11 protein-coding genes are annotated in these 14,142 nt (G+C 67.4%); 3 read left to right on the top strand and 8 right to left on the bottom strand.

Annotation, left to right across the window (positions count from 1 at the left end; all coding sequences use genetic code 11):
• Positions 1–9: 9 nt before the first annotated feature.
• The gene (locus tag GC157_09975; protein MBI1377793.1) at positions 10–714 is read right to left on the bottom strand and encodes a hypothetical protein; all 705 of its coding nucleotides are present in this window, start codon (positions 712–714) and stop codon (positions 10–12) included.
• The gene (locus GC157_09970; protein ID MBI1377792.1) at positions 711–1,805 is read right to left on the bottom strand and encodes a hypothetical protein; all 1,095 of its coding nucleotides are present in this window, start codon (positions 1,803–1,805) and stop codon (positions 711–713) included. The genes GC157_09975 and GC157_09970 overlap by 4 nt, the downstream gene beginning before the upstream one ends.
• Before the next feature lie 84 nt (positions 1,806–1,889).
• On the opposite strand from GC157_09970, the gene GC157_09965 reads away from it, so the two are divergent.
• Together GC157_09965 and GC157_09960 are read left to right on the top strand one after the other, a co-directional pair.
• A complete protein-coding gene (locus GC157_09965) occupies positions 1,890–2,543 on the top strand; it encodes an NUDIX domain-containing protein (protein MBI1377791.1) in 654 nt (217 codons plus the stop codon).
• Positions 2,544–2,601: 58 nt separating this feature from the next.
• Positions 2,602–3,309, top strand: coding sequence for a hypothetical protein (locus tag GC157_09960; GenBank protein ID MBI1377790.1), 708 nt, complete (start codon positions 2,602–2,604; stop codon positions 3,307–3,309).
• A gap of 110 nt (positions 3,310–3,419) precedes the next feature.
• Here the strand turns inward: GC157_09960 and GC157_09955 are convergent, their stop codons facing one another.
• Both GC157_09955 and GC157_09950 read right to left on the bottom strand, forming a co-directional pair.
• Positions 3,420–6,896 carry a TM0106 family RecB-like putative nuclease gene (locus GC157_09955; protein ID MBI1377789.1) on the bottom strand — a complete coding sequence of 1,159 codons (3,477 nt, stop codon included), beginning with the start codon at positions 6,894–6,896 and terminating at the stop codon, positions 3,420–3,422.
• A gap of 689 nt (positions 6,897–7,585) precedes the next feature.
• Complete coding sequence (locus GC157_09950) at positions 7,586–8,194, bottom strand: DUF4839 domain-containing protein (GenBank protein ID MBI1377788.1); 609 nt, start codon at positions 8,192–8,194, stop codon at positions 7,586–7,588.
• Between the two features lie 360 nt (positions 8,195–8,554).
• Here GC157_09950 and GC157_09945 point away from each other — a divergent pair, with 360 nt between their 5' ends.
• Positions 8,555–8,983, top strand: a complete 429-nt coding sequence (locus GC157_09945; protein MBI1377787.1) for a PASTA domain-containing protein — start codon at positions 8,555–8,557, stop codon at positions 8,981–8,983.
• A gap of 110 nt (positions 8,984–9,093) precedes the next feature.
• Here the strand turns inward: GC157_09945 and GC157_09940 are convergent, their stop codons facing one another.
• The 4 genes from GC157_09940 to GC157_09925 form a co-directional block, all read right to left on the bottom strand.
• Entirely contained in the window at positions 9,094–9,450 is a 357-nt protein-coding gene (locus GC157_09940) for a hypothetical protein (protein MBI1377786.1), read from the bottom strand.
• 292 nt (positions 9,451–9,742) lie between these two features.
• Positions 9,743–10,786: a hypothetical protein gene (locus GC157_09935; protein MBI1377785.1), complete on the bottom strand. Its 1,044-nt coding sequence runs from the start codon at positions 10,784–10,786 to the stop codon at positions 9,743–9,745.
• Between the two features lie 27 nt (positions 10,787–10,813).
• Positions 10,814–12,073, bottom strand: a complete 1,260-nt coding sequence (locus tag GC157_09930; protein ID MBI1377784.1) for a restriction endonuclease — start codon at positions 12,071–12,073, stop codon at positions 10,814–10,816.
• The coding region (locus tag GC157_09925) for an AAA domain-containing protein (GenBank protein ID MBI1377783.1) at positions 12,057–14,142 on the bottom strand (2,086 nt) is incomplete at its 5' end. The genes GC157_09930 and GC157_09925, both read right to left, overlap by 17 nt.

Raw genomic sequence — 14,142 nt, 5'->3', positions numbered from 1 at the left:
CGTTGGCTGTCACGCGTCCGATGCGGCGGTGGCCACCCACGACCGATGGACCTCCTGGTCGGTGTCCAGCGCCGCGTGCCGCATGAGGGCCCGGAGGCCCACCAGATCGTGCCTGTTGTGCCCCAGCACGCGAGTCCAGTGTCGCTTCGTCCCGCTCGTCAACGCCGTGGGATCACCATGCGTCCGCTCCAGTCCCCGCCGCACGCGCCTGAGACCAGGACCCGCGACGTTCCGCCCCTGAGCGGGCGGGACTCGATAGCCGATGAGTCTGAGGTAGGAGGCCAACGTGCCGTCCGGCGCCCACGTGGGCAACGCCACGGCTCGACCGCTGTTGACCCAGCGATCTGCGACGAGCTTGGCGTTCACGAACCGGCCGTGCCAGCGCAATGTCGTGGTGGGCTCGGCGAAGTCATCGATCACGGTGCGGTCGTGCCACGTGTAGGCCAGAACGGTGCGATCCTCGCCGTAGCGCCGCACGACATCGGCGAGGGCGTCCTCGAGTGTCAGGGCGATGGGTCCACCGGGCCCGTCGTGCTGCATGGCCCACATCGCCGGCTCCACGACGTACTGGACGAGTTCGTCGTCGACCAGCACTCCGAGCAGCGACGGCGCGGAGTCGACATTGCCCTCGAAGTCGAGGTAGATGGCGTGCTCCACCTGGTCTCGCCGCAGGGTCTTGACGGGCTTCGCCCGGGCCTGACTGGTCGTCGTCATCGCGACCCCCTCTCCGCCGCCCACAGGCGGTACAGCTCGAGCGCCAGCGTCTCCAGCTCGTCGCGGAACTCCAGGTCGTCGCCGGTCCAGCGGGCGGGGAACGCGTCGAGGCCGTGCCGGGCACCTGCGAGGTTGCCGCACATCGCCGCGATCGTGTCGGCGTCCCGTCCACCACTCACGGCCTCGACGAGCAGCCGCTCCGGGTCGTGGCCGTAGCGGAAGAACAGCCACAGCGCGCACGGCAGGCTCTCGGTGACCCGCGAGCCGTTGAAGAAGTGGTCGAACACCTCGTGGGTCGTCAGGTGGAGCATCGACTCGATCGAGCGCACACTCTCGACGAGGGTGGCCGTCGCCGGCCCGGCGCCCACCGGGTGCCCTTCGAGCCGGACGCCGTCGAGCCCGCTCACGGCTGCGTCCAGCGCGGCGGCGACGTCGGGCTCCTGGCCATCACCGGCGAGGAGGTGGCTCACCAGCGAGGAGATGATGACGCCGCCGGCCACACCAGTTGTGTGCCGGTGCGTCGTCATGCCGGACCTCGCGACCGCCTCACGGATCCGGCCGCCGTCGCCCTGGTAGCGGAGACCGATCGCTGCGGATCGCATCGCGACGCCGTTCCCGATGGTGGGGCGACCCGACAGCCACCACGGGTCACCCGCGGCGAGTCGGCGAGCGGAGCCCTCGGACCCCTCGCCGGCCATGATCGCGACCGGTCCCCAGGCAGCCACGCGGCGGCCGAACTCTGCGGCATCCGGCACATCGTCGACGCCACCCGCCACGAGCCAGCGGGCCACCTCCAGCGAGAGCTGAGTGTCGTCGGTGATCGTCCCGGCCGGGCCGGAACCGTCTCCCGGGCTCCTCACGTAGTCGCGCAGCCCGTCCGGGTAGGTGGAGGCGACATCCTCGCGAGCCCAACGCTCGACGGGACGGCCGAGCGCATCCCCCACCGCGCCTCCGACGATCGTGGCGACGAACCTGTCGCGCAGACCGTCGGACGGTGTCGCCGCGGCCAGCACCGGAGGAGGCGAGCCCGGCCCCGTGCCGGTCTCCGCCAGAAGGTAGGCCCAGGCATCGGTGGGTGCAGCAGCGGTCATGACGTCCCCCTCGGTGATCCGGTGTGACTTTGAGCAGTATTGCGCTATTGCTGGAGTTAGCGCAACTCTGCTTAAATCAGAGCCGTGAAGGATCACCTGAACGGCGCAGAGCGACCGCTCACCGACTTCCCGCGCCCGAGCGTGGCGGTCGACACCGCCGTTCTCACCGTGGCGCCAGGAGACGTCCTGTCGGTGCTGCTGGTTCGACGGCCGGCCGGCATGCGCCCCGCGTGGGCGCTGCCCGGCACCTTCCTGCACGAGGGTGAGCGGCTCGCGGACGCCGTGCGACGGTCGCTGCGCGACAAGGCCGGTGTCACCGGCCTCTCCCCCCAGCAGCTCGTCGTGCTCGACGACCCACACCGTGACGCCCGCGGCTGGGTGCTGTCGGTGGCTCATCTCGAGACCTCGCCCTACGAGTCGCTCGCCCCGCAGCTCTCCGACGGCGACGACGTCCGCCTCGCGCCCGTGGATTCGCTACCGCGCCTCGCGTTCGACCACGCCGAAGTGGTGCGACGCGCGGTGGATGCGCTGAGGGACCAGTACGCCGAGCACCCCGACCCGCGGCGTCTCGTCCCCGAGCCGTTCTCCCTCGCCCAGCTCCGTCGGGTGCACGAGGCTGTCGCAGGACGCGAACTCCAGCGCGACACCTTCCGGCGACTCATGGAGCCGCAGCTGCGACCGACGGGAGAGCGCACCGCCGGCGAAGTCGGCAGGCCCGCACGCATGTTCCGCCACTGATCCGGAGCGTTGTCACCGGTGCCTGTCACAGTGACAGCGACAAGGAACGGGGAGACCAGTGACACCTTCACTCATCGACGTCGGGTTCGACACGCGTTCGGACAGCGACGGGCAGGATCCCGATCGCTACAGCGCGACTCTCCGGCGCTACCACCAGATTCTCTGGAGCCGGCCGTTGCCGAACGGCGTCGTCTTCGAGCTGAGCGACACAATCCCGGACGCCTACCTGCATCACAGCTCGACAGTCGGCGAGCACTACCTGTCGAGCGACTCGATCGTGCATACCTACTCCTACTGGGAGTCGATGCATCCGATCGTCAGCGAGCTCGATCCAGCGGAGATGGAGCAGTTCGAGACACTCGCCTGCACGATCGGCGGCTACATCGTGTTCCCGGGGAACAAGATCGACGGCATGATGACGATCAACGGTGCGCGAGGGTTCAGTCGCACGATCGCCGACCGCTTCGACCTCACGCTCGAGTGCATCAGGCGTCACTACCGAGGCGAGCCCAGCCCCTTGGACTCGGTGCTCGCCCGGTACCGGACCTTCTTCGACCTCTTCGTCGATTTCCACGGCTACGTGGACTTCTTCCTGCTCCAGGATCTCGTCGACGAACGAACGGGCACGGTTCGGTTCCTGATGCCCTTCGACGACTTCCGCCCCCCAGCGGTCCCTCACGACGTGGATTCCTACCGTTCCTACCGCGACGCAGCGATGTGCTTCACCACTAACAGGAACGCCCGCATCGCCCAGTTGGGCCTGTGAGCTCTCGACTAATGCGACGGGTCGAGGACCCGACATCCTCGCGGAACGCCCGATGCCCCGAAACCGTCAGCGGACGGTGGATCGATGACGCACCGGATCGCGCCTTGGGGTCAAGCCTGCAGCCTGAGGAAGGCGCCGAGTTCCTCCAGGCCAGTTACCGTCGCCGGCAGGTAGTGCGTGAGACGAGGTGAGCGGATCACGATGGCGAGCCACTGGGCACGGGATACCGCGACGTTCACCCGGTTGCGAGAGAGCAGAAACTCCATGCCACGAGGTACATCCTCTGGTGAGGAGGCCGCCATGGAGACGATGACGATGGGCGCCTCCTGGCCCTGCAGCTTGTCGACCGTGCCAACGCGCACCCTGGTCAGGCCTGCCGCTGCGAGGGCTTGACTCACGGTCTTCACCTGCGCGTTGTACGCAGCCACTACGAGGACCCCCTCCTCCCCGAGGGCACGGTCGACACCCACGGCCGGGTCGAACCACCGGCGACCCAGCAGCTCCCGGACTCGTCGGACGACGACATCTGCCTCCTCCGGGGACGACACCGCGTTCCCGAGGTGATCCACCGTCACGACGCGCAGCCCGGGATCGACGCCGTCGAGACTCCTGCCCGTGGTCTGCGGCTCCTGAGACCGCAGTTGACCGTCATACGACAGCAGGGAGACGCGTTCGCACAGGGCCGGGTGCATGCGCCATGACTTCTCGAGGAAGTAGCCGCGTTCAGCCGGCAGCACAGCGTGGCCCTCGTTGAGCCAGCCCAGCGCAGAGCCGTCGACCGGCTCGGGGTGGGTTCCCTGGCTCACCTGGGGCAGCTGCTGCGGGTCACCCAGAAGCAGTAACCGTTGAGCCGCCACGGACACGGCCAAGGTGTTGGCGAGGGAGAACTGTCCCGCCTCATCGATCACCAGCAGGTCGAGAGATCCTCGGGGCACCCGTCCGGCATGGCACAGATCCCAGGCAGTGCCGCCGACGACGCAGCCGACGCGCGCGTGCTCGTCGAGGTAGCCAGCCAGCTTCTCGGCGCCGCCGAGCGCGGTCCACGCAGGAGCGGCCGTGTGCTTGGCCACGCCTTTCCCGACCTGATCGCGCGACACCCCGGCGTCCACCACCGAGTCGAGGAAGTGCTCCACGACAGCATGCGACTGCCCCACGACGCCCACGCGCCAGCCACGCTCGACGAGCGCGGCGACAACTCGGGCGCCGACGTAGGTCTTACCAGTACCGGGCGGCCCCTGAACGGCGATGTACGAGCGATCGAGAGACGCAACTGCGGCGCAGATGACGTCGACCATGGATCGCCCCTCGCCGGGCCGAGGAAGAGACCCCGCCTCTGTCCGCGGGCGACGCCGGAGGAGCACATCGAGGCCGGGCGAAGGCACAAGGCCATCGACGATCACCAGGTCAGCGATCTCCCGAAGGGCGCCCTCGATATGGCCGGTTCCGGGCGGAGCGTCCGGCGTGACTGCCATAGGCATCGAACCGTACGTGCCGACATCCCTGGCGATCCGCTCGCGCAGGACGATGTACTCCTCACCCTCCACGTCGATCCCGACCTGCTCGATGTCACCGTGGCAGAAGCCCCTCACTCCGCCGACCGGAACCTCGTGGCAGCCGGGCACGGGCGGGTCATGGAGAACGAAGACACCACGACTATCGGCAGTGCTGCCTGGCCCCCACGACCCCACCAGCCGAAGCACTCGATGCTGTGTCCGGGCACGTGCCGGAACGTGCCAGTCCTGCAGCACCTCGCCCCGCTCGACCACGAACACATCGCGTGAGAGCGACCAGTCGCCCACTGGTGTGCTGAACCGGTCGAAGTGGCTCCACCAGAAGGGCTTGCGCTCGCGTCGGTGGTAGCCGAGAGCGGAAGCCAGCATCGCGTATGCCGTCTGCTCCGGCGTGCGCCGCGACGCTGGCTCCTCACCGGCCAGCGCGCGGAGGTCGAGCTCGCGCTGGTCGGGCTGCTCGGGCTCGAACTCGTCATCGGCGACGCTCTCCACCGGAACAACCCCGATCTCGCGCGCCCTCTCGAGAAGCCAGCCTCGCAGTCGCAGAGTCGAGCGGCAGTCGTAGTGGTTGTAGTCGGCGATGGCCGCGATGAGCCGGTCAAACTCCGCGTTCTCGCCCCGGTCGCGGGCCTCACAGGCAAGTCGGTACTGCTCGATGGAGTCACCCGCTGTCGTCACGCCGTCGTCGTCACGCAGGTCGTCGCCCATGTAGAGCGGCTCGAGCTTCTTGATCGAGTACGACGGTTGAGATACGCGGATGCTGTGGCGCACCGTGGAGTAGAGATCCACCAGCACACCAGCGCGCAGCAGGTCGTCGACTGCCTCTTCCCCTACTGCGTGGCGGGCAGTGAGCCTGAGCAGTGCCGTCTTCTCGTAGGAGGCGTAGTGGTAGACGTGCATGCCGGGAAACCGAGCACGCCGGTCGGCTAGGTAGTCCAGGAAGTCGATCAGCGCCTGCCTCTCCTCGACTCTGTCATGGGCCCAGAACGGCAGAAACGCGCCTGTGTCCCCCTCAACGACGCCGAAGAGATACTCCAGGCCCCAGTCCGACGAGCCGTCCTCTGACCAGAGCGGGTCGCCCTCGAAGTCGAAGAAGATGTCGCCTGGGTCCGGGGCCGGCAGGGCCTCGAGCGCGGCCTTCGAGTGCACCACAGCTCGGACTTCGGGGTAGCCGTCCTCGCGCAGTGGCCGATTGTCCTGGGCGACCTGGAGGGCGGCCTGCTCCTGCAGGGTCGCCAGCGTGGATGCGGTGATTCCGTCGACAGGGACGGTGGTCGCGGCGAGGTCCTCGATGGTGTAGATCCCGGCCTCGCGAAGCTTGGCCCGTTGCGTCATGCGCATGCCGGCCACCAACAGCACGTCACGCGCAGCCGCCACTTCCGACTGGCACACACCGCAGCGGCCGCACGCGCTCCAGCGATCGTCTCCCCAGGCGACTGCGTCTGTCTCCCCGAGATGCAGGTCGAGGATCTCCTCCAGTCGGGTCCGCCTCTCGACGTAGACCGGCAAGATCTCCTGCGTCGGGTGCATCGACTCAACCCTGTCGCCGAGCACTAGAACGACCTGGTTCGACACAGGCACCCCCTGTCGCGCGAGCTGGTCGGCGTACGCCGCGACCTGCAGCAGGGCCTCCACCTTGGCGTGACGGGCCAGCTTCGTGTCTTGGACGACGTATGCGCCGTCACGTCGGACGAGGAAGTCGGCACGGCCGTGGAACCGACCATCGAAGAATGAGCCTTGATACACGACGTCGGCACCGTCCTGGATCGCCACGAGGGTGGCCTCGCGGGCTGCTGTGAGGCCGAGAAGGTCGTATCGCAGGGGCGGGTCGATCGTGGCTACCCCGCCCTGCCTTCCGGGAGCGTGGACGCCGTAGACCGCGAGGTAGTCGCCAAGCACGCGCTGCTCGTGCGCCTCACCGAGGCGGGCCGTGCGCGCGAGCATCGCGTCGTCGTCGACGAGCGCCGCCGCACGCTTCAGCTTCACGTCGAGTGCCCGGAGGGTCGCGAACTCGCACCGCGCGGCCGTGGCCAGGTCGCTGGCAGAGTGCACCACCGTGCCGTCAAGCAGGAACACCATGTCCCCCTCGTGGTCCGGATGAGACCGTAGCCTGGACCTCCGACAGAAGCCGGTGTTTCCGGTCTGACAGGTACCGCCTCCGGGTTCGACCAAGGGCCCCCGACCCAGTTCCCGTGGCCATCCGGCCCTCTAGGCCTTGGGATATGAGCCGGCGGTGGGTTGTCGCTTCCCCACGACAACCCACCCCGGGTCTCGGTCCGTCCGACTCACACTGTGAGTCGGACGTCTGGGGCGGTCAGCTGTCCTCCGTCAAGCAACGACCATCCATCGGTCACGAGGACGTGTGCTGAGCCAAACCCGGCGCCACAGCGACCCAGCCGATCGCTGGCCCGTCAGGCGTGTCGAGAGCCGGCCGCACCTTGACGTGGCCGCTAGAGCACCTTGCGTGCCCGATGGCTGCCCACACCGAACTCCGCGCCGCCTGGTGAATGACAGACAGCCAGGGCCTTGCCGCCGGCCAGATCTCGGCCTACCCCTGCACCCCGGGAGTCGGTGTGTCGCAGATACTCCTCGTTCGACACGGGTGCGCCTGGAGACAGCGCAGTGACAGCAGCCTTACGGAACTCGAGTGACTTGGCCCGAACGCCGGACCCCGACGCCAGTCCCATCGGGAACTGGAACCCCTACACCGAGACCGAACTCGCGGTCCCGCGCGGAGCAACGTCACCTCCGATGGCAGACCGGGCCTAGCGGACCTCTGTCGAGACAGGCTGCAAGAAGAACAGACACTGGTCCCGGTTCATCTCACCCACGATCGCGACCAGATGAAGTCGGTCCCCCACACCGACAGCATCCGGGATGTTCGCGCCCGTGAGGTTGAGGTCGAAGACGTTGACGTTCTCGTACTTGAAGGCTGGCCCGATGGTTGAGTTGGGCCCCCTATCTCCGGGAGCGATCAGGATGTCGTATCGCGTCTTGTAGTCGCCATGAGGGTCCATCGCCATGATGGACCCATCGAACTCAATGGTACGCCCGGCGTAGGTGGTTGCGAATGCTGCGATCTTCTCGTCGCAGTAGTCCGGCGCCTTCAGGATCGCGGCGAGGGCCTTGCTGTTCTTGGCCGTCAACACCTGGTCGGCGACGGAGTCCCCGCTCTCGGAAGCCGCCGGGTCGCTCGTCTCGCGGGAGGGCTGGTCGCTGGGCAGTGCAGGGGCCGGTGTAGGCGTTACTGTCGGCGTTACCGTGACGGTGCTCGTCACAGTCTCGGCAGGGCTTGCGGCTCCACCGCAGCCGGTGAGTGCGGTAACGATTGCGCAACCAAGCAGCACAACTACCGCAGGCGTGCGGTTCCTCATCTGTTCTTCTCCCCGATTAGTAGAACACCGAGGAGGATCGCACGGCGGGACGTCCGATGCGCGCAGCGATGCGGTCGATCGTGTCGCCTTCACTTCGGCGCAACGTCAGCGCGACGCCCGTCAGTGCAGAGAACCCTGCCTTTCTGCGGCGGCTGCGCCCTCGCCGCCCCGACAACGGTCTGGGGGTTGCCCAGCGAGAGTGCCTTGTACACCGCCCTCGGCGGGTCGCGCCAGGCGGGCCGGAGCAAGGGCGGTACCTTCGTGACCGCAAAAACCCGATACTCGCGTCGGTCGTGTCACGTTCAATCATCTTGTGAGCGTCAGGCAGACGGGGGATCGCTTCATCACCAGGGGGAAGTCATGCGCCGCACCGTTCGCCTCATTGCTCTGGCCTTTGTGATCTCTAGCGTCACGGCCGCATGCGGCGGCACTGCCTCGCCCGCAGTCACGGTCACACAGACCACGACCGCAGCTGCCGTCACCCCAGAGTCCTCCGCGCCAGCGCCCGTCTCGTCGAGCCCAGAGACTGCGACCAGCAAGCCCGCTGAGACGGCGGCAGCGGACACGATCACCGTGCCAAACGGCGTGGGCATGGACTACCAGTCAGCTCAGGACCTCTGGCGCGCCGCGGGCCTGCACGTGGCTCCGGCGACCGACGCGACCGGTGCCAATCGACTCCCGATCATCGACTCGAACTGGGTGGTGCTGGCCCAGGACCTCAAGCCCGGATCTAAGGTTCCCGCGGACTCCTTCATTACGGCCACCGTGAAGAAGTACACCGATAAGTAGTCGACCTCGCGGCAGTGAACTCAGCCGCACCATTTGCCCATGAATCACGCGGCGAACCTGTCCGGGAAACCCAGGTCAGGCTCCTCCGGTCCTCAGGTGCCCGCGACTCGCTACTTGGCCAACGAGTCGGCCAGCGCTTCGCCGCACTTTGGGCAGACGCCGGATCGCTTCATCGCTTGTTCGTCTCGCGTGGTTCCGGGTTCCAAGTAGACGACCTCACGAGACGCAGCGAGCCCGTGCGCGTTGATCCGCTTCGAGGGAGTCTTCTGTTGCGTCCATCCGACGTAGTGCCGGATTGCCGTCGCAGACAGATAGCCACGGTTGTCCACGCTCGGCGATGGTCCGGCGTAGTCGGAACTGACCGACCTAACGACCTGCGGAATCTCATAATGCAGCACGTAGACATGCCCCGGGATCTGGTCCAGTGGAAGGCCGTGCTTCGCTTCAAGTTCGTCTTCCCATCCCATGGCATCGCAGGCTAGTCCTAGCCTCGGACACCACGGGGGGATGGGTCCGCGTTTGCGTCGTTGAACCGCGATCCTGCACCGAGCCTGTAGGGGCGACCGACTCTTCCCCGCTGACGTGACCGATGAGACGTGAGTGGCCAGGACACCGAGGTGGTGTCGGGCCAACCCTCCCGGGAGTCAGGACGGAATGAGGCGATGCGATCAGCGGTGAGATCCTCGCCAGATGGTCGGCTGGTGTCGTCGGTCAATCAATGTCCATCCGACTGTCACGATGACATTGGTGGGGATCTGGCTAATCGGACGCCGCAGGAAACGCGCGGTGAAGGACGTCGAGGGTGAAGGAGCTCCTCAACCGCGTGGCGGAGTTCTGGTTCGCGAACATGCCCTTCTGCCAGACCGCTTCGCTTCGAGACCGGGTCTGGAGCCAGTTGACGGGCAGGACCCATTCGTCCTCGCCATTCGCGTGAGAGTACGACGCGCGAAGACGCTGGCCAGCGAAGCGGGAACCGGTGAACGGCTCGGCGTCGCCGGCCACCTCGCCAACGCCGACATAACCGGTCTTGGGTATGCAGACCCAGATCCACGCTCCGACCGGGACCGAGCGCAGAGATCTGCTGTACCACTCTCCTCCGCCGGCTGCGACGAACCCGTGCTCCCGCGCGTCCTCCCAGTCGCGGGTCTCCTCGTCACCGAATGAGATGTACCAGTCCTTGCCGTTCCAAGATTCCTTCAGCTTCCTGCCGCCGCCTGCCTTCGCGACGGGATCCGAAGCCTGCTCCCGCAACCACGTCCGAGCGACGTACTCGCGATCTCCGTCGCGGAAATAGCGGAAGAAGACGGCGTTGATGGGGACACCGAAAGTTCCGGCCAGGAAGTCCACGATCCGTTCGCTCTCCGAGTCGAGCTCGGCCGCGACGATGGTGAGGGTCTGCTCCACATTGAGCTCGTCAGGCGGTGCTACGCCGAACGTCTCCTCGAATGCCTCTTCGAACGCCTGCTCGGGACCCCGGTACTTCTCGTAGACCTCGCGCACGTCGTCGTGCGAGAGGGTCTGAACCCACGAGCCGTAGTCAAGGGTCTGCGCTACGACGTCGCGGGGCGTCCTGTCGCGTTTGAGCTCCAGAACGTGCAAGGCCCCGTCACCATCGATCGCGAGGAGATCCACAAACTTGCCGTGCGGGGTCGCGACTTGCCGTCCCAAGATCAGAAGCGGAGTGCCCAACACAGAGGGGTCTGCCTCGATGAGATCCTCGAGTCGCCTCTCCGTTGGCATCCCTGAGGCCTCGAGGCGGCTGAAGCCCCCGTCGACACGCCACAACCCCACATCGAGCGGCATCCCGCCTCCTCTGACTCCGACCCCAGGTTAGTCAGTCGCTCCGACCTTGAGCACGGTGGCCGCTGAATAGAAGGCGCCGCTTCTTGGGTTCAGCCCGGTGGTGTCGCTCGCTCCTGAGATTCGTCGAAGCACAGAGCCAACCTGTCGTTCCACGTCTGTAATCGACTGGGCCAGGTCGACGGTGTGGGCAACCAGTTGCACACCGGCCCCAACGATCTCGTAGGGCTCGGGCTGCGCGTCGCCTGCGGCGTAGATGAGATGGCCGGTGGTGAGCCCGAGGCGCCGGCAGTACGTCACCAGCTGGTAGGCGTCGGCGTTGGGGAACTTGCCCTTGTCGTCGAGCAGCTTGTACTTGGTATCCGCGACCGCGACGACGACGCGCCCGTCCCTAATCTCGATGTCCGGCTGGATGCTCAGCCGGCCTCGTGTGTCCAGGTCGTGCGTCTCTTGAGCCATGACCTGGAGCGAGCCCTGGTTCTCCTGGAGCAACTTGGTCACGAGGCGCTCGAACAGGGTCCACATCGACAGGACAAACCCGTGCACCTGGACGTCACCAACCCGGTGCTCCACGGTCGCCTGGTCGAGGACGAGGTCGGCAAGGTGGAGCAGGCGGTGCAGCCGAGTGTTCAGGCGTGTCGGTGTCCAAGGCGCGACCACTCCGCCCCGCGGCGCGACATGGACGACGGCGAGGAGGCGGTCGACATGGCTGAGGCGGTGCCGAACACTGTCGGGCAGGTCGGGGATGCTCAGCAGTCGCCGCGTCGCCGCCCGGATCCGACGGTTGTCGTCGCTGTCGGTGGTCCACTCGTCGACCGTGACCTCGAGTGGCACGAGCGCCCCGAACCGGCGCAGCTCCTGGTCGCGCAGGCGGATCCGGCCCCGCAGCACCGGCAGGGTCTGGTCCTCGGTGCGGTAGCCGCGCATGGGGCCGCCGGCCAGCGCTGAGGCGGCTTCGCGTGCGAACAGCACCGCCAGGACCGTGGTGAGGTCCGTGTCGTCGGTGAGCCCCACGCGAGCGTCGTCGAGCGCGATCAGGCTGATCCCGTGGGAGCGGGCCAGGAGCCGGAGTACCTGCAGCACGCCGACCTTGGGCCGAACCCGGACGGTCAACTCGCCGCACTGCAGCGCGCCGACCGCGTACGCCGCCGTCACCCTCCAGCCATGCGCGCCAGGTGCGACGCTGACCAGCTTGGTGGCGTTGAGCGCGACCGCCTCGGCCCGGTCGAGGGGTACGTCGTCGAGGACCTGTCCTTCGGCGAGGCGTTCGAGGTCAGCGCGGCTGGCCATCGCCGGCCAGTCCGAACTCGCTGCACCACTGGTCGAAGCGGTAGCGCTTGAGAGTCTCGTCGTCGCCGTAGTGGTGCTCGCGCAGCATTGGCAGCAGCTCACGGCGCCACAGCCGGCCGAGAGCCTCAGGGTCGGTCAGCGAGGGGCGCATGAAGTACGACGGTCCGAACGCCAGGGCGGGTTCAAGTCCAGCGTCCCGCATCGTCGCGTTGATGCGGTCCTGCAGGTCGGCGATCGCCGTGGGAACGCCGTTGGCCTGGCACCACCGTCGCAGCACTCCGTTGAGGGCGGGTTCGTCGGAGTCCATCCCTAGGAACACGAAACGCCGACGCATGGCTGCGTCCAGCAGGGCGATCGACCGGTCTGCCGTGTTCATCGTGCCGACGATGAACAGGTTGTCGGGCAGAGCGAACCGCTCACCCTCGCTGTAGAGCAGCTCGATCTCCCGGTCGCGGTACTCGAGCAGGAAGTACAGCTCGCCGAAGACCTTGGCGATGTTGGCTCGGTTGATCTCGTCGATCACCAGCACGTGCGGCTTACCGGGGGCCTTGCCGGCTTCCTCGGCGATGCGTCGCAGAGGCCCCGGCACGACGGACAGCCTCGCACCGGACTCGTCCGTCCCCGTCGGGCGGAAGCCCTCGACGAAATCCTCGTAGCTGTAGGTCGGGTGGAACTGCACCAGCGCCCACTGGTTCTCCGTGAGTCCGCAGGCCTCGACGAGCCGCTGGGCCACGTACGTCTTGCCCGTTCCTGGAGGGCCTTCGAGGATGACCTGCTTGCGCTCGTTGAGACTCACGAGCAGCTCGCGCAACCAGGAGTCGTTCTCATGGTGCAGCAGGGCCGCCAAGGACACGGTGTCGCAGGAGAGCCGCGCCACGGCGAGTACGGGCTCGTCGAGAGGGACGTCCGGTTGATCGGGCTCCTCGGGCGCCGGCTGGTCTCCGGATTCCAGGTTCTCGAGCTCGTCGAGGATGTCGGTGAGGTTGACGACGTCCTCGCCCTTGAACCGCAGCCGGGTGCGCACTGGTCCCGGGAGGTCCGTGATCGCAGGCCCCTCCCCCACCGACCAGGTCACCGGGCGCAGCAGCACCGAGGTGCCGCCCACCGAATCCAGCGTCACCTCCCCCTCCTGCACGCGGCCGAGCAGCAGGTGGCCTCCGGCATCGGTGGCGACGATGTCGCCGGGGCGTACGCCCAGGGTGAAGGCGAGCACGTCGCGACGTTTCGCCTCGCGCTTGACGACCGGGAGGTCCGAGTAGAGGTCGTCGACGAGCTGCCCGAGCGCTCCCTGCGTGAGGTCGGTGGGCAGCGAGCGGACGCGCCCGACCGTGAGGCTGACGTTTCCAGCCCCCACCCAGGTGGGCACGCGATCGCGCTGGTCGACCTGGCTGCGCACCAGCCAGGCGCCGCCGTTGTCGACACTGCCGCTCCAGGCGGTCGACCAGGGCGGGGCGTCGAGGTCGACGCCGCGTCCGTCGTTCTCGGCTTGGAGTGCGAGCACGATGTCGCGGAGGTCCTTGTCCGTGTCGCCAGTGGTTGACGCCAGCCGATCTCCGAAGGCCTCGACGATGCTGAGACGGTCTTCCGGCGCGAGCACCGTCGTGAACTGGTTCGGGTGCGCGGCGAGGCAGAGCATGGCGGCCACTCGAGGGTCGGCCTGAGCCTCGCTGACCAGATCGCGGAATGCCCAGGGGTCGGTCCATGCTGTGTCGCGTCGGGAAGTCGGCACCGACCACCAGTGGGTCAGCACAGTGAGCAGGGCGCGCAACCGCGCGAAAGGGTCGGCCTGGAAGGACTTGCCAGCCCGGACGAACCCATGCTCGAGGTCGGCCGACAGCTGCCGCGGAAGACCTGGCGGATCGCTGGCGAGCAGGAGAGGCGAACGGACCCTACTGCGCTTGGTCGAGCCCACCATGTCGGACAAGGGGCCGAGCAGCAGCGCGAATGCCTCTGCGGCCAGCAATCGGGCTGCGTCATCGTCGAGACCCTGCAGCTCGGACGGCGAGGCCTGCGTCTGTGCAGCCAGGAACTGCGCGAGCCTCTCAGTCGAGGCGGCGGTCCAAGCGCCG

The sequence above is a fragment of the Frankiales bacterium genome (genome assembly GCA_016125335.1).
Classification (GTDB): Bacteria; Actinomycetota; Actinomycetes; order S36-B12; family CAIYMF01; genus Longivirga.
Note: the sequence above shows the minus strand (reverse complement) of the source record. Positions and strands in the feature narration are given on the sequence as shown.

Bases quoted from the DNA above. Each gene is read 5' to 3' on its own strand.
- GC157_09935 (MBI1377785.1), bottom strand. From the start codon at position 10,786: ATGCCGCTCGATGTGGGGTTGTGGCGTGTCGACGGGGGCTTCAGCCGC.
- GC157_09940 (MBI1377786.1), bottom strand. From the start codon at position 9,450: ATGGGATGGGAAGACGAACTTGAAGCGAAGCACGGCCTTCCACTGGAC.
- GC157_09930 (MBI1377784.1), bottom strand. From the start codon at position 12,073: ATGGCCAGCCGCGCTGACCTCGAACGCCTCGCCGAAGGACAGGTCCTC.
- GC157_09945 (MBI1377787.1), top strand. From the start codon at position 8,555: ATGCGCCGCACCGTTCGCCTCATTGCTCTGGCCTTTGTGATCTCTAGC.
- GC157_09970 (MBI1377792.1), bottom strand. From the start codon at position 1,805: ATGACCGCTGCTGCACCCACCGATGCCTGGGCCTACCTTCTGGCGGAG.
- GC157_09950 (MBI1377788.1), bottom strand. From the start codon at position 8,194: ATGAGGAACCGCACGCCTGCGGTAGTTGTGCTGCTTGGTTGCGCAATC.
- GC157_09975 (MBI1377793.1), bottom strand. From the start codon at position 714: ATGACGACGACCAGTCAGGCCCGGGCGAAGCCCGTCAAGACCCTGCGG.